Annotated in this window: 14 protein-coding genes; all 14 read left to right on the top strand. The window is 31.1% G+C overall.

Annotation, left to right across the window (positions count from 1 at the left end):
* Position 1: 1 nt before the first annotated feature.
* The 14 genes from HM992_RS00070 to HM992_RS00005 all read left to right on the top strand — a co-directional run bounded on the left by HM992_RS00070 (position 2) and on the right by HM992_RS00005 (position 16,083).
* Positions 2-790: a hypothetical protein gene (locus HM992_RS00070; RefSeq protein WP_179318042.1), complete on the top strand. Its 789-nt coding sequence runs from the start codon at positions 2-4 to the stop codon at positions 788-790.
* Between the two features lie 2 nt (positions 791-792).
* On the top strand, positions 793-1,671 hold the full coding sequence (locus HM992_RS00065) for a sulfotransferase family protein (protein WP_179318041.1): 879 nt from the start codon (positions 793-795) through the stop codon (positions 1,669-1,671).
* Positions 1,659-2,552, top strand: coding sequence for a glycosyltransferase family 2 protein (locus tag HM992_RS00060; protein WP_179318040.1), 894 nt, complete (start codon positions 1,659-1,661; stop codon positions 2,550-2,552). The genes HM992_RS00065 and HM992_RS00060 overlap by 13 nt, the downstream gene beginning before the upstream one ends.
* Positions 2,549-3,754 carry a hypothetical protein gene (locus HM992_RS00055; RefSeq protein WP_179318039.1) on the top strand — a complete coding sequence of 402 codons (1,206 nt, stop codon included), beginning with the start codon at positions 2,549-2,551 and terminating at the stop codon, positions 3,752-3,754. Before HM992_RS00060 ends, HM992_RS00055 begins: the two co-directional genes overlap by 4 nt.
* Before the next feature lie 14 nt (positions 3,755-3,768).
* A complete protein-coding gene (locus HM992_RS00050; protein WP_179318038.1) occupies positions 3,769-4,905 on the top strand; it encodes a glycosyltransferase family 4 protein in 1,137 nt (378 codons plus the stop codon).
* A complete protein-coding gene (locus tag HM992_RS00045; RefSeq protein ID WP_179318037.1) occupies positions 4,898-6,235 on the top strand; it encodes a hypothetical protein in 1,338 nt (445 codons plus the stop codon). Before HM992_RS00050 ends, HM992_RS00045 begins: the two co-directional genes overlap by 8 nt.
* 45 nt (positions 6,236-6,280) lie before the next feature.
* Positions 6,281-7,510: a glycosyltransferase family 4 protein gene (locus HM992_RS00040; RefSeq protein WP_179318036.1), complete on the top strand. Its 1,230-nt coding sequence runs from the start codon at positions 6,281-6,283 to the stop codon at positions 7,508-7,510.
* A 3-nt stretch (positions 7,511-7,513) separates the two neighbouring features.
* On the top strand, positions 7,514-8,575 hold the full coding sequence (locus HM992_RS00035; protein WP_179318035.1) for a phosphotransferase: 1,062 nt from the start codon (positions 7,514-7,516) through the stop codon (positions 8,573-8,575).
* Positions 8,565-9,683, top strand: coding sequence for a glycosyltransferase family 4 protein (locus tag HM992_RS00030; protein ID WP_179318034.1), 1,119 nt, complete (start codon positions 8,565-8,567; stop codon positions 9,681-9,683). The genes HM992_RS00035 and HM992_RS00030 overlap by 11 nt, the downstream gene beginning before the upstream one ends.
* Positions 9,683-10,762 (top strand): DUF1972 domain-containing protein, encoded by a 1,080-nt coding sequence (locus HM992_RS00025; RefSeq protein WP_179318033.1) that lies wholly within the window; start codon positions 9,683-9,685, stop codon positions 10,760-10,762. Before HM992_RS00030 ends, HM992_RS00025 begins: the two co-directional genes overlap by 1 nt.
* Before the next feature lie 516 nt (positions 10,763-11,278).
* Entirely contained in the window at positions 11,279-12,397 is a 1,119-nt protein-coding gene (locus HM992_RS00020) for a glycosyltransferase family 4 protein (RefSeq protein WP_179318032.1), read from the top strand.
* A 68-nt stretch (positions 12,398-12,465) separates the two neighbouring features.
* On the top strand, positions 12,466-13,227 hold the full coding sequence (locus HM992_RS00015; protein WP_179318031.1) for a polysaccharide biosynthesis/export family protein: 762 nt from the start codon (positions 12,466-12,468) through the stop codon (positions 13,225-13,227).
* 4 nt (positions 13,228-13,231) lie between these two features.
* Positions 13,232-15,565, top strand: a complete 2,334-nt coding sequence (locus HM992_RS00010) for a GumC family protein (RefSeq protein WP_179318030.1) — start codon at positions 13,232-13,234, stop codon at positions 15,563-15,565.
* A gap of 98 nt (positions 15,566-15,663) precedes the next feature.
* Positions 15,664-16,083, top strand: a complete 420-nt coding sequence (locus HM992_RS00005; RefSeq protein ID WP_179318029.1) for a CBS domain-containing protein — start codon at positions 15,664-15,666, stop codon at positions 16,081-16,083.
* Positions 16,084-16,328: the final 245 nt, after the last annotated feature.

Below are 16,328 nucleotides of genomic sequence, written 5' to 3'. Positions count from 1 at the left end.
AATGACAGATCAGTTAGTATTTCATGTGGGTTTTCATAAAACAGGTTCAACTTGGTTGCAGAAAAGAATTTTTCAAGAAAACATGCAATTTAATTTATTAAATAATTTTGTAAAACCTTGGACTGATGACATCATAATTTATCTTGTTAAAACCAATATTCTAGAATTCGATATAGATTTTTTCAGGGAATTAGTGAATAAGAAATATGTAAAAGATAAGATTAATATTGTTTCTGCTGAGCGCCTATCAGGCCATCCTTATTCAGGAGGGTTTGATGCAGAAGTAATTGCACGAAAAATTCAAATGGCTTTTCCTGATAGCAAAATCTTGATTGTTTCAAGAGAAGCAGAGGCATTTAAAAAATCATGCTATAAACAAATTGTAAAAGAAGGTTATCTTGGTAGATTTAGTGATTTTGATAGAGATAAAAGCTGGAAATCCTCAGGCCCGAATAATACTTATTTCCAACAAGATTTAACAATTAATTTATACACGTCACTTTTTAAGAGTGTTTTATTATTAGACTTTGAGGTTTTTATTAAAAACAAAGTCGTTTTTATGAATCGTTTATTTGATTTTTGTAATCTAGAAAATACAATTGATTCTACGTTTTACGAAGAGAAAATCAATAAAACTGTTTCAAATAGACGGATACGTGCATTGAGAGTTTTAAATCGATGGTATAAGTCGGAATACAACATGTTTCCTTTAGTATCATTGAATTATAATATAATAATTAAATTGGCTTATATTAACTCTATTTTTTTCTCAAATAAAGGTTTTAAATAACAATGAATTCACCCGATATAAATTTCTATTGTGTAGGAGCCCAAAAAGCAGGTACAACCACATTACATGATATTCTAATACAGCATCCTGATATTTATTTACCAGAAACTAAAGAAGCGCACTTTTTTGATGAAGATGAAAAATATGAATTGGGTTTTAACTGGTATCGTGATGCCTTTTTTCCTAATTACAACAATCAGAAAATAACAGGATCGTGCAACCCGGAGTACATGTATTTTGAAGATGTCCCGGAACGCATATTTAAAACCTTAGGTAAAGACGTAAAATTGGTGTTTATCTTTAGAAATCCAGCCGATAGAGCTTTTTCACATTATCTAATGAGCAAAAGACGTTGCATTGAAGAAGCCACTTTTTCTGAAGGCGTTGCTTTAGAAGCTGAAAGAATACAGAAAGATTACTTTAATAAAACACATTTTAGTTATACTTCAAGAGGGTTTTATGCCAAGCAAGTAGAGCGCTATTTAAAGTTTTTCCCTATTGAGAATATGTTCTTCATAAGATTTGAAGACGATTTTATAAAAAATAGAAAAGAAACGGTAGATGCCTTATTAAAATTTTTAGAGATTGAACACATTGATTTAGACGTCAATCTCAAGAGTAACGTAGCAAGGTCCTCTAAGTTTAAATTTATCCAAAGCTTTATCTATAAGGATAATATTATAAAGTCCTTTTTCTCATTTTTTGTCACCCAAAAATTAAAAAACAGTATAAGAAAGTCAATTTATAATGTGTTTATGAAGCCTGAGAAAAAATCTAGTCTCGATGCTGAAACACGAAAAGCACTTTTAGATACGTATGAAAAGGATATAGTAAGGTTAGAGAAATTAATAGGTAAAAGCTTAGCAAGTTGGAGAGTTTAACAAATAACATAGGTATTGTAATCTTAAATTACAACTCTTACCAAGATACCATAAATCTTGTAAATGCATTGCAGCAACAAACTGTTGCGGAATCCTTACACATTATTGTAGTTGATAATGCTTCGCCCAATGCGTCGTATGATTATTTAAAACCGTTGGAGGGTCAATATAAAAATCTTGTCGTTTTGCAGACAGGAGAGAATTTAGGGTATGCAAAAGGGAATAACGTGGGTCTACATTATCTAGACGAGCACATCCACCCAGAGTATGTGGCCATAATGAACAATGATATCATTTTACCAGAAACTTGTTTAGAACACTTGGTAGGCAAATACCAACAATTAGATGACCCAGCTATCATTGCACCAAAACAATTGGACATTGACGAAAAGGAAGTACCGATTTACAGCATAAACACCTATTTGGATGATTGCCTTAATCTTTTCTATATTTTTAAACTATTTCATAAGCGTAAAATAAAGCGTTTTAAAGATACCACCGGAAACAATGCTATGCAAGTAGACTTAGTCCCTGGAAGTTTTATGTTTTCGTCTTTTGACCGGTTTAAGACGTTAGGCTTTTTCTACCCCAATACCTTTCTTTTTGCAGAGGAACGTTTTATCACGGTCGCAGCACAAAAACAGGGATGGCACAATTATGTTGTATTAGACCAAACGTATATACATGCCCATTCTAAAACGATTAATACGGTTTATGGCTCAGTTGCAAAGTTCAAATTGTTATACACTGGTTGGATTGAATTTACGAGAGTATGTAGACCCTATGGTAAATTGAAAGCTAATATATTGAAACCACTAATGTGGCTTTCAATTCAAGAAATGAGATTTGTCTTGCATTTAAAAAAACTAATAAACAATTGAGCCGTAAAAAGATTACTATCTTTCTAATATATACCATTATAATAGTGCTTGCAATAGCGCCCGCGTTTGTATTGGGTGATGGTAATAGAAACTTATTGCTTATTGGAGTTATGGGGGCTTCTCCTATTTTAATATTAGCCTATAGAGCATTTTTTAAGTTCGATGTATGGTTAATTTTACTTATGGTGAGTTTAGCCTTAGCGCCGCTGCTTAACCATCCTGAAAGTATGCGCTGGAGTACCGTGCTCTATTCTTGGATGTTCTGTTTTGCCTTTATGGCCTATAATAGGCTGCTTCATAAAAATGCTTTTACCGTAAACCAATTTTCAAAATTATTAAAGTACTTATTAATGGCGTATTTCATCACGCTTGTCGTTCAACAAGTTTGTGTCTTGGTAGGGCTCCCTATTTTTAATATTAGTAATTATGATCCTGCAGAGCCTTGGAAGCTCAATAGCTTATCTGCAGAACCGTCACATTCTGCGCGTATAGTCGCCTTATTATTTTATTGTTTTTTAAGTTCTAAAGAAATTGTGTTAAATAGAAGCTACAGTTTAAAACTAGATGCTAAAAAAGACCAATGGGTTTGGATTGCTTTTTTATGGACCATGTTAACTATGGGAAGTGCCACAGCATTTTTGTTTTTAGTAATTGTAGGTTTAAAATTTATAGAACGTAAAAATATCATCCCTTTGCTAGGGATGTTTCTTATTGCTGTTTTAATTATAGCTAATACTGAAATTACGGCTATAGAGCGAGCTATAGATACCGCTACGGCGGTATTAACTCTAGATCCTAAGGCCGTTATAGCGGCAGATCATAGTGCTTCTTCTAGGATTGTACCGATGATGGTACTCGTTTCAATGGTAGAAATCTTTTCTTTAAACGGTTTATTAGGGCATGGTATTGATTCTGTTAGTGGATTTTTACATATGTATCTTCCTGGAACCCGTGATGATTTTACTGGAGGTGGGTTCTTTTTTATTTGGTATGAATATGGATTTATATCTTTTATTTTGTTCTTGGTTTTTACATTAAAAAGTTCACTAACTAAAGGGAATTATCTAAATTTATTATTTTGGTTTCTTTTAGTTTTTATGTATGGTATTAATAGTCAAATGGTTTGGTTATGCATAATAGTTCTATTCACATTTAGTTACTATAAAAAACAACAATCAAATATTTTACACCATTCTAATTAAATAAAAAAAATATTATGAAAATATGTCATATCACTCATGGAAGAGTTAATCCTGATGGCGAAAATGGTATTACAAGAACTGTTTATAGTCTTAACAAATACTTAAATCAAAAAGGTGTTAAATCAGAGATTTTCAGTTTTAATGACAATCAAGAATTTGTAGAGGATTTTATAAGGGATGAATTTACTACTGTTAAACTTTTTCCACGAGCGAGAAATTATAAGAGCAAGGAATTTACCGATTATATTTTATCAGAAAATTTTGATTTTGATGTTGTACATTTCCATTTAATGTGGATGCTCGATAAAAATACAATTCTATCTGCTTTAGATAAGAAAGGAATACCTTATATTATTACTACACATGCAGCTTATACACCTGATAGAATTGATTCCTTAAAGAAGAAAATTTCTATGAGAACAATAGAAAAACAATATCTTTTCAAAGCAGCATCAATTCATGCACTCTGTTATGAAGAGAAAGGCTTTTTGAGAGACTTGGGCATTATAAACCCTATATTTGTAATTCCTAATGGAATAAGTCATAACGAGGTAGACAAAATTAATAATTCAAAAGAATTACTTAACCCTTATGATACAAACTACATTAACCTTGTTTGGGTTGGTCGAATTAGAGAAGACAAAAACGTGTTAGGAATCGTTAATAGTTTAATGCATTTGGAAGATGATATTAAGAAAAGAATTAAAATTCATATCGTAGGAAACGGAATTGAGAACTATATAGAAAAAGTAGAAAACCTTGTATCAGAAAAGAATCTTGAAAAATTTGTAATTTTTCATGGACCTAAATTTAAAGAAGAGAAATATCAATATATTTTGAATTCGGATGTTTACATACAGCCTTCATTTAGCGAAGGCATTTCATTCTCAATATTAGATGCTATGGCTTGCGGAAAGCCTATGATTTTATCACGTCAAACTAATATGACATATTATTATAATAAGAATTTTTATATTATGACAGAACCTTATCCTGAGGATATAGCCAGTTCTATTACCAATTTGGTGTCTAATGTGGAATTAAGAAAAGAGTTAAGTCTAAATGCCAAAAACATGATTAAAACAGTGTTTAATTGGGAGAATTTGATTGACGACTACATAGAAATGTATAAAAATATATTAAATGATTAAGACTGAAATAAATTGCTTAAAATCATTTTTCACGGAAATTGATAAAAGATTCAAATATGTAGTTACTCGAAATGGAGACGAGTTGCCTTTAGTAAATAAAAGCAATGATATTGACATTATGATATCAAAAAAAGACTATAAGGAATTTGACTCTGTAATGAAAACCGTTTTTAAATCTTTTGGATTTAATAGGTTAGAAAGGACTTCATATCATGGTATAGAATGTTACACATTTTATAATATTAACGAAGAGATTCCTTTTTCAATTAAAATTGACTTATTTTTTAATTATGAAGGTGGAGGTGTAATATATTATACATATAAAGATTTAATTAAGTACAGAAAAAAGAACGTTAATGGTGTTTATATTTTTGAAAATAAAGTTGAAAGCTATTTAACCGTTTATAAAACATTTGCTGCGGGTGGTAAATTAAAAGAAAGGTATTTAGATAATTTTATAAAAAATATAAAAGATACTGATTTTATTCTTCTAAAAAGTTCACCATCAAAAAACATCATAGAATTAATTAAATATGTAATTACCAATAAAAAAAATCCTAAAATAATTAATAGGAATAAAATAGTTAGACAAACATTTCTTAAGAACCTAATAAAGAGTCCTTTACAAGCGGTAAGTAGAGTTTTTTATCACTTCTCTTTGGAGATTAAACGTGCTTTTAATAAACAATATTTTTTTGTGTTTGTAGGGCCAGATGGCTCTGGGAAAACAACTTTGATAAACAAGTTAAAATCTGATTCTAAAAGTATATTTAAATCTGACAATGAACGCTTTGAAATATGTCATCATCGACCACATTTACTACCTAATATAAAAAACTTGTTCAAAAAGGAACTAAATACTAAAGAAATCCATGATTTAAATTTCAATCCTCATTCGGCCAAACAATCTTCTAGTGCAGTTTCATTTATTAAACTATTGTACTATATTACAGATTACCTTCTAGGCTATTTCCTTAAAATTATCAAATTACAGAGAAATAATCGATTTATCATATTTGATAGATACTACTTCGATTTTATAGTAGATCAGAAACGTTCGGCAATAAATATTAATAAAAGCATAGCTATTGCCATGTACAAACTATTTATACCAAAACCTAATCAAGTTTTTTTTATCAAGGTAGATGCTCAAGAAGCATACGATAGAAAAAAAGAACTGCCTGTACAATCTATAGAAGAGATAAATCAGAACTACGAAAATCTTTCTACTACATTAAAGCATTTTGACATTATTAATAATGATAATCTTGAAGAAGCTTATGGGAATGTAAGAATTAGTTTTATAAATAAAATAACAAAGAAAATTTAGTTTTAATACAAATATTTTATTTAGAAAATAAATGTTTATTTATAAATGAGAACAATATTAGTTAGCGCTTATGCCTGCGAGCCCTTAAAAGGCTCAGAACAAGGAGTAGGATGGAATTGGGTTTTACAAATGGCAAAAAAAAATTACTTACATGTAATTACAAGAGCCAATAACCAAGAGTTAATTGAAGCGCACGTCCCTCAAGATCTTCTTGAGAACATAACATTCCACTATTATGATACCAATCATTTTATTAAGCGATTCAAAAATAAAGCAAAAGGATTATATTTTTATTATTTCTTTTGGCAATTAGGAATTTTACCATTGGTCTCAAGCATAATTAAAGCAAACAAAATTGACTATTCAATGCACCTTTCAATGGGTAGTATTTGGATGCCCACATTTTTACCTGTATTTAAAACTTCTTTTATTTGGGGTCCTGTAGGTGGAGGCGAAGGTGAGCCTAATTCGTTTAGAAAAGTTTTACCTATAAAGCAAAGGCTATTGCAAAACTTACGATTACTAATGAATAAACTTGCTTTTCTAAGTCCTTTGTTTCTAATTACTAGTTTAAAAGCAAAAGCAATATTGGTTAGAACAAGAAACACAGAAAAGGTAATCCCTAAAGTATTTAAGAAGAAAACCAAAATTATTTTAGAAACAGCAATGGAGTCGGATGTGTTTCAATATCATCGTGAAAAGAACCAAAACATAACTGATAAAGAGTTTCATTTAATATCTACAGGAAGATTAACTCCATCTAAAAATATTTTGACGGCAATAAAAGCACTTAGTTTAATCCCTTCAGAATATAAAATAAGGTATACAATTATAGGTTCTGGAAGTGAAAAATTAAAAATAGAAAATGAGATTTTAAAAACCAAACAAGAGCAAAAGATTGAAATTATATCGGAAGTTTCTCGGAAAGAGATTTTAGAAAAATTAACAAAATGTGATGCTTATCTTTTTCCAAGTCTTAGAGAAGGTGGAAGTTGGGCTTTAATGGAAGCTATGGCAATAGGTCTTCCCGTGATCTGTTTAAAATGGACTGGGATGGAAATTATAACAGACTATAAAAGTGCTATTCAATTACCTGTGTCTAACCCAGAACAAATGCCTAAAGACATGGCAGATGCCATTATCAAATTGATTACAACTCCAAATTTAATTAATGAAATGGGGGAAGCTGGTAGAGAAAGAATTAAAAGTGAATTTAATTGGGACTCCAAAGGTGTATTTATGGAAGAACTGTTCATTGAATTAGACAATATGTAGGCCATGAGTAAACTATTTTTCATCCTCAATGGTAATAATGGAGCTACCTATATTTTGAATGCCAAAAGTTGGAGTACCATTTCTCATTCTTTAAAGTTTTATAAACCACATGCCTTAAAATCTGAACTGTTAAAACAAGGGCTTAGATTGTATGTCTGGTTATTGGGGAAAGTAGGGAGATTTAAATTACAGGATAAGGCGGCCATTACGACTATGATTGGTCAAAAGGTGAATTACCCGTTGGATTTTGATTTAGATGACAACTGTTCCGTTTTAATTTCACCAACAAAGGACAAGGTCATAGTAAATAATCACAAACACTATTTTCAAAAATTTGCGTTTGGTAAAAGCTATGCTAATGTAAAGCAAGAGTCTGACATTTATAAGCGCTTGCCGCTAAAATCGAAGGCCTTTCAAATTTCAGAAATTAAAGACGTTCAGGTTGTAATGGGTGAGTTTTGCTCCTTTAAACTATGTAATAGTAATACGCTTATTTCAAAACCAACAGATATAAAACCTGTGTTAGTACCTGTATTGACTGAGTTTTTTCAGTACAGCCAATCTAAAGAAACCACATGCTCTAATTATTTAGAAAATTTATTTGCGGCTCTAGATCATGCTGGATTACCAGATTTTAGGTTGTGTTGGTCGGCTGAAATGGAAACAAATTATGGTGCTATATCATGGCCCTTGGGTTTGGTACATCGCGATTTTAAACCATGGAACGTACTATCGTATCAAAAACCTTTAATCTACGATTTTGAAGAGACGGTGTTAGATGGCCCACCATTAGAAGATTTGTTTAATTATCATATTGATCCCATTATAAGATATAATAGTCCAGAAGACGTTACGGCTATCATTTTCGCTGAATGCCAAATAAATTGCTATAAGGAGTATTTAAGCCACTTAAATATTCATATGACCTATAAACCTTTTTTAATAATCTATTTACTGGAGCGAATTCTTTTTTATAATGTATCGGAAGAAGTTGAAACTTCGATAAAATATACAGAGTTGTTTAAGTATTTAATCTTAACAGAAAATCTAAAATATGGAGAATAAAATTTTTGTAGATGCACATGCTTTTGATGGTGAATATCAGGGTACGTTAACTTACTTAAAAGAGCTATATCTAAAAATAATTCAAATTAACCCTGCTATTAAAATTTATTTTGGTGCTAACAATGTTAAGAATGTAAAAAAACATTTCGGTAAATTTAATAATGTAGAGTTCATTCAATATAATTCTAAACATAGCTTGAAAAGAATTTTTATTGAAATACCTAAGATAATAGATGCGTTAGAGTGCACACATGCTCATTTTCAATATGTAATACCTTTTATAAAAAATAAAAAATGTAAATATATTGTAACAATTCATGATATTCTTTTCAATGATTTTTCCAATGAATTTTCATTTTTATATAGGATAAAAAGAAATTTTTTATTTAGGTTAACAGCAAAACGATGTGACTTTTTATTAACGGTGTCAAATTATTCAAAACAAAAGATTTCAGAACAATATAAAATAGATACAGACAATATTATGGTCACTCCAAATGCCATTTCAGAGGACTATTTTGAATTTAATCATACTAAAGTTGAGTCAAGAAATTATATAAATAGTAAGTATGGCATAAGTAATTATATTTTATATGTAAGTAGAATTGAACCAAGGAAAAATCAAGTTTTACTTTTAAATACTTTTTTAAATGAGAAACTTTGGTTAAAAGGTTACCAACTTGCCTTAATAGGAAGTAATACTTTAAAAAGTGGTCTTTTAGAGTCAATAGATAAATTGGAAATGGAGGTCAGAAAATCTATCCATTGGATTGAACAAGTTGATGATTCGGATTTGAAACAGTTTTTAAATGGAGCAGAAATTTTTGTCTATCCTTCAAAAGCTGAAGGTTTTGGTATACCTCCACTTGAAGCGGGTGCGTTATTTACACCTGTTCTTTGTTCAAATGTTACAGCAATGGTTGATTTTGATTTTTTTAAGCCATATTTTTTTAATCCAGATAATAAAATTGAATTTGACAAATTGTTTTTAGAAATTATTGAGAATAAAGAGAAAATTAATCTAGAGGAGATTCATGATATTATAAAAGTAAGGTATAGTTGGGAACAATCAGCAAGAGTTTTACTTGAAAAAGTATTAAAAGCATAATGAATAAAAAAGTAGCCATTATAGGCACCGTTGGAATTCCTGCCAAATATGGAGGGTTTGAAACCTTAATAGAATATATCACTAAAGAACTGCATAGTAAGTTTGATTTTACGGTGTATTGTTCGGCAAAAGCGTACCCAGAACAAAAGGAAACGCACAATAATTGTAAGCTTGAATACATCAATTTAGAAGCCAATGGTATGCAAAGTGTCATCTATGATACAAAATCTATTTTTCATGCTTTAAAATATGCCGATGTACTTTTGATTCTTGGAGTATCAGGTTGCCTAATTTTGCCGTTTATAAAATTAATATCTAAAAATAAAATCATTGTAAATATCGACGGTTTAGAATGGAAGCGCCAAAAATGGAACAAATATGCCAAGGCCTTTTTAAAATTTTCGGAAAAATGCGCCGTAAACTATGCAGACATAACTATTGCAGATAATAAAGTGATTAAAGACCATGTGTATGACACCTACGGTAAAGAAGCGCGTCTTATTGCGTATGGTGGTAATCATACCGAGTCAGAATCTATTTCAGATCAAACATTACTAGAATATCCGTTTCTAAAATCAAACTATGCTTTTAAAGTTTGCCGTATAGAACCTGAAAATAATATTGAAATCATTTTAAAGGCATTTAGTACATGTCCTGAACTAACATTGGTCATTGTTGGTAACTGGGACAATAGTACATTTGGTAAAACATTAAGAGATACGTACCGTAAATTTCAAAATTTACACCTGTTAGATCCTATTTATAATCAAAAAATTCTTAATGAATTAAGAAGTAATTGCTACCTCTATGTGCACGGTCATTCAGCTGGAGGGACAAATCCGTCTTTAGTAGAAGCTATGAGCTTAGGCTTGCCTATTGTAGCCTATGGTATTCATTACAATAGGGAGACCACACAGAATAAAGCACTATATTTTAAGACGTCAGAGGAATTGGCAGCCTTATTAAAACAAATAGATACGGTTGATTTAGATAAATTGGCGCAAGAAATGCAACATGTTGCAAACCAGGAATACACTTGGGAAAAAATTGCTGATGCGTATCAAAAACTAATGCAGTAATAAGGTCAAATAATTAGGGGAGTAGAGTGTCGCTAGATATCCATAAAGCATCACATTTATTTTTTTTAAAGAAACGTTATCCAAAGTGATGGGCTTCGGAGCGTTAAGTTCTTTAGGGTTTTACTGTTTACTTGAATAAGATACGTTGTTATTATAGACTCAGACGGTAGTATCGAAACAGTCCGTGTAATGAGGGTTTTAGAGTTAAAAACAGGTGAATGCTGAACGGTAAACAACGATAAATTTGGTTACAAATGATTTCGTTATATTAATTCTAAATTTAAAGTCATATATCGTGATCTTATTCTCTACAAATTTGGAAAAGGACATATCATTCTACGATGGGATGATTATACAATTAAAGGTGTTTTAACATGCTTGTAGACATATGATTACTAAATGTTGCGCTGCTTTAACTTTTTTTTAACTTATTTGTTTTGAGATTTAACGTCTTGTTAATAAAATTGTATCTTGCGCTTAACTTTCGAGAACTTTTAAAACCACATCATCCTACTTATGATAAAAATACTATTTGAACATTTTGATCCAAGCGAATTCGCTATCCTTTGGTTAATTGCAGCCTTTATATTGGCTTTTTTCATGGCGTATCGTACGTTTCCTGTTATTCTGATTGTCGCTGAGGAAAAGCATCTTATGGATGAACCAGACAGCCGAAGTATGCATTCCAATAGAACTCCAACCTTAGGTGGTATTGGTATTTTTTTAGGAGTTATCGTAGTAATGACTATTGTAGGTGCCTTTTTAAATACAAAGACCTTACTATTAGTCATGGGTGGATTAACGATTTTATTTTTTTTAGGTTTAAAAGATGACCTAACGGTATTGTCTCCTGGGAAGAAATTCATAGGACAACTCTTTGCGGCAGCGCTTCTGATTGTTTTTACGGATACTCGTATTATAGGTTTTTCAAGTATTTTAGATGTTCACACACTACCATATTGGGTATCTGTTGGATTTACACTTTTCGTTTATCTATTAATAATTAATGCATACAACCTTATAGATGGTGTTGACGGATTGGCAGGAACTATTGCTTTAAGCGTAAGTATCATTTTCATGTATCTTTTTGTTCAAGCAGGTGATTTAAGTTTAGCCACTATCGCCATGGCACTTTCTGGTTCACTTTTAGCTTTTCTGAGGTTTAATTTTTCAAGAAGCAAAAAAATATTTATGGGAGATACCGGCTCAATGATTGTTGGGTTCTTACTAGCTTTTTTTACCATTAGTTTTATTAATTTAGCACAAGTTGATGAAACTTCAGATTATTATCATGCCGCGCCAGCATTAGCTTGTGCCTTATTGTTTTATCCTTTCATAGATACCTTACGTATCTTTTTTATTAGAATTGTAATCCATAAAACAAGTCCATTTAAAGCCGATAAGAATCATATTCATCATTGGTTTATAAAAATAGGCTATAGTCATTTAATGACCACTATTTTAATTTGCGGTATTAATTTTGTCATTGTCTGCATAGCGTTTAGCCTATTGCAATTTCAACTCAATATACAAATAATTTGTTTGTTACTTTATGGGGTATTTTTCTATACGCTACCCTTTATCGTGCACAGATTTAAAAATAAGGCAACAATTAAAGAGAATAAGATGAGCTAATTACAATAGCAGCTTTGCTAATACTGTAATTGCAGTTATATTTGCCATCTATTAAAATAAGATATTTCATGAAATTTAAAATTTTAGGCTTATTAAGTCTTTTTGTTTTAGCGTCTTGCGCTTCAAAAAAAGATGTGCTTTATTTACAAGATATTGATTCTAAAGGCACAAGTTCTATTCCATATCAAAATGTAAATATTCAACCAAATGATATTTTAAAAATTACTATAGGGAGCCTCGAGTCTATGGCTGCGCTACCATATAACAAAGCTTTGACTCAAGGAGCTCTAAATCAAAGCCTTGAAATCATGCATTTAGAAGGTTATGTGGTCTCAATTAATCAAACAATTAATTTACCAATTTTAGGTGATATTTCTACTCAGAATAAAACCACACAACAACTTGAAGCTTTTATAAGTGATAAATTAATATCCGAAGGTCATTTGTCTGATGCCAAAGTTGATGTACGTTTAATTAATGCGAAAGTGACGGTGTTAGGCGAGGTAAATCATCCAGGAACGTTCAATTACACAGACCAAAACCTGACACTTTTACAAGCTCTAGGTTATGCGGGCGATTTAACTATTAACGGAACACGAGATGATATTTTAATGACTAGAGAGGTGGATGGCGTCCGTAAGGTAACACACATAGACCTTACTTCTGCTGAGTTTATGAATAGTGAGTTTTATTTTATAAAACCCAACGATTTAATAGTCGTTAATCAAAATAACCCTAGAGTGAAAACCGCTGGTTTTGTTAAGGATATTGGTACTGTATTGACTATTGCCTCTTTAGCTCTTAGTATAACTATTTTATTGTCTCGATAATTATATGGATAATTCTTTCAACAATATTTCTTTCAACGAAGAAGATAACATAGATATAAAGCAAGAGTTAAGACGTTATTTAAGGTATTGGCCTTGGTTCGTTTTAACTTTATTTGTGATGCTTACAAGTGCTTACTTGTACTTAAGATACGCTCCGCGTATTTTTGAGACCTATTCTAAAGTTAAGATTTTAGATGAGTCGGATGGTTTGGAACTGCCAACTTCTGCATTTATATTTAAAAGAAGCAATATTAATTTAGAGAATGAAATCGAGATTTTAACCTCTTATTTAATAATGAATCGAGTGGTAAGAGAGTTAAATCTAAATACTAGTTTTTATGAAGAAGGGACTATTCAAACCTCGCAAATAGAAGCTTTGCCTTTTGATTTTAAGCAAGTAATACATCCGGATAGTATTGTAGGGAATTTATCTTATCAGATTAGAATTAAGGGTAATGGACTCGAAATTAATGATTTAGTTACGGGAAAAATGTTTTCGATTGCTGATTCTACTACTCAATACTTGGAGTATGATTTACCTTTTGAGGTCAGTTTTAATGCCACTGACTTAGAAACACTTCCTAAAGGTAAAACTTATATTATTAACTTTAATCCGATTAAAAATGCGGCATTGGGGTTAAAGGCGAAAATTAGTGTTGAAGCGATTGGTGAACAGAGCGATCTTCTAAAATTAAGTATTAAGGGAGAGAGTAAAGTGCTTTCAGAGAAAATATTAAACACCTTAATGGATGTGTTTGATAGAGACGGGATTTATGATCGACAATTAATTTCAAAACGAACTTTAGATTTTATAGATGAGCGCTTTGTGTTTTTAGCGGAAGAGCTAGATTCTATAGAGGTAGATCGACAAGATTTTAAAGAACGAAATAATATTATTGATATTGCTGTAGATGCCGAATTGGGAATAGAACAACGTGCGCAATCGGATGAGGAAGTTTTTCAGATTAACAATCAATTAGCCCTGACTAAATTGTTAGACGAATCCTTACAAGGTAATTCTAATTCAGATTTATTACCTTCTAATATCGGTATAGAAAACTCTAGTATCAATGTGCTCATATCTGATTATAATAGTGCTGTAATTAATAGAGATAAGTTTTTAAATAGTGGAGGAACGAATAATCCAATGGTTCAACAAGCCGTAGAACAAGTAGAAAGTTTAAGAGCTAATATTAATAAATCTATCGAAACTTATACTAGTCAGCTTAATGTTTCTCTTGAACAATTGAGTTTAAGAAAACGCAGGTTTAGTGGTACAGTAGCACAAATCCCTGAAAAGGAAAAATTGTTACGAGCGATTGATCGTCAACAAAAAATAAAAGAGAGTTTATATTTGTTATTATTACAAAAACGGGAGGAAGCAGCAATTAATTTAGCGATAACTGAGCCTTCAATTAAAGTTGTAGAATATGCTTTATCTGGCTCATATCCGATTTCTCCAAGATCGAACATTATATATGCTGGTGCTTTACTTGGCGGTATATTGATTCCATTTGGAATTTTGTATTTAATATTTCTATTAGATACTAAGTTACACGGTAAAGAAGATATCACTAAAATAAATTCAAAAACACCAATCATAGGTGAAATCCCTGTTGTAAAAACGAAAGAAGAAGACATCTTTGATGACCCTAATGCAAGAACAGCTTTAGCTGAATCTTTTAGAATTTTAAGTTCTAATGTAGATTTTATTTTACCGGTTAGAGACGATGGAAAAGCAAAGGTGATTTACTGTACATCAACGATTAAAGGAGAAGGGAAAACATTTATAAGTCTTAATTTATCTTTAGCCTTGTCTAGTATTAACAAAAAAGTACTTTTAATCGGTGCCGATTTAAGAAACCCACAGATTCATAATCGTATCAATGAAGATAAGCACAAGCCAGGATTATCTAATTATCTTCATGATGGTAATTTTGACTGGAGAGACTCTTTAATCAAAGGTTTTGTAAAGCATCCTAATCATAGTATTATGTTATCTGGAAGCATTCCTCCTAATCCAGCACAACTGCTTACCAATGGTCGTTTCACAAAGCTTATTAAAGAAGCTAAAGAAGAATTTGACTATATTATTGTTGATACAGCTCCAACAATTTTAGTAACCGATACCATGTTAATTTCTCAGCTAGCAGATGCTACTGTATATTTAGCTAGGGCCAACTATACAGACAAAAATCTTTTAAAATACTCTAAGGATCTTGCAGAATCTGGTAGATTAAAGAATATGGCTTACGTCATTAATAGTGTTGGTGCAAGTAAGTCTTATGGCTACGGTTACAATTATGGCTATAACTATGGTTATGGTAATAAGGAATAGAATGTAATCATTTTTATGTCTTTATAACGTGATTTTTGTCATGTTCTTTTACAGCTTTATAAAGTACTTTTAAGAGTGAATTATAAAACTTAGAAGTCATGAGAAATATAGAGCCAGTGTCTACAATAATGTCTACAAATATCATTACGCTCAAAAAAGGAGATGAGCTTGAGACCGCAGAACTTTTATTTAAGAGACATAAAATCAGGCATATTCCGGTGGTTAATAAAGACACTATTATTGGTATGCTAAGTTATACGGATTTGCTTCGAATTAGCTTTGCGGATGCTGTAGACGAAAGCGAAACCGAAATTGAAACCTTAGTCTATAATATGTTTACAATAGATCAGGTAATGGCTAAAAATGTAATCACGGTGAATTCTGATGCATCTATAAAAGATGTCGCTATGATTTTAGCTCAAAAGGAATTTCATGCATTGCCAGTAGTAGATAATGGAAGCTTAGTTGGAATTGTTACGACCACAGATTTAATTAACTATTTATTGAAACAATTATAAGTTGTTGTTGTTAATTCCGAGAAAGGAATAGTGCATTTAAACGTGCAGAATAAAACGTATTGATTTTCAGTGGTGGGAACAAAGTGACGTTGCAGATATTATTTTATAAGTCGAAGTATAAGTTTTTAATGGAAAGCTATTTCATAAAAATGCTTTGATATTGTTCCGTAGATACTCCATAGATACTCCATAGATACTCCATAGATACTCCATAGATACTCCATAGATACTCCATAGATACTCCA

It is taken from the genome of Winogradskyella helgolandensis (assembly GCF_013404085.1).
Taxonomy (GTDB): domain Bacteria; phylum Bacteroidota; class Bacteroidia; order Flavobacteriales; family Flavobacteriaceae; genus Winogradskyella; species Winogradskyella helgolandensis.
This window is presented reverse-complemented; position numbering and strand designations above follow the sequence as displayed.

Bases quoted from the DNA above. Each gene is read 5' to 3' on its own strand.
- HM992_RS00070 (WP_179318042.1), top strand. From the start codon at position 2: ATGACAGATCAGTTAGTATTTCATGTGGGTTTTCATAAAACAGGTTCA.
- HM992_RS00065 (WP_179318041.1), top strand. From the start codon at position 793: ATGAATTCACCCGATATAAATTTCTATTGTGTAGGAGCCCAAAAAGCA.
- HM992_RS00050 (WP_179318038.1), top strand. From the start codon at position 3,769: ATGAAAATATGTCATATCACTCATGGAAGAGTTAATCCTGATGGCGAA.
- HM992_RS00045 (WP_179318037.1), top strand. From the start codon at position 4,898: ATGATTAAGACTGAAATAAATTGCTTAAAATCATTTTTCACGGAAATT.
- HM992_RS00040 (WP_179318036.1), top strand. From the start codon at position 6,281: ATGAGAACAATATTAGTTAGCGCTTATGCCTGCGAGCCCTTAAAAGGC.
- HM992_RS00035 (WP_179318035.1), top strand. From the start codon at position 7,514: ATGAGTAAACTATTTTTCATCCTCAATGGTAATAATGGAGCTACCTAT.
- HM992_RS00030 (WP_179318034.1), top strand. From the start codon at position 8,565: ATGGAGAATAAAATTTTTGTAGATGCACATGCTTTTGATGGTGAATAT.
- HM992_RS00025 (WP_179318033.1), top strand. From the start codon at position 9,683: ATGAATAAAAAAGTAGCCATTATAGGCACCGTTGGAATTCCTGCCAAA.
- HM992_RS00020 (WP_179318032.1), top strand. From the start codon at position 11,279: ATGATAAAAATACTATTTGAACATTTTGATCCAAGCGAATTCGCTATC.
- HM992_RS00015 (WP_179318031.1), top strand. From the start codon at position 12,466: ATGAAATTTAAAATTTTAGGCTTATTAAGTCTTTTTGTTTTAGCGTCT.
- HM992_RS00010 (WP_179318030.1), top strand. From the start codon at position 13,232: ATGGATAATTCTTTCAACAATATTTCTTTCAACGAAGAAGATAACATA.
- HM992_RS00005 (WP_179318029.1), top strand. From the start codon at position 15,664: ATGAGAAATATAGAGCCAGTGTCTACAATAATGTCTACAAATATCATT.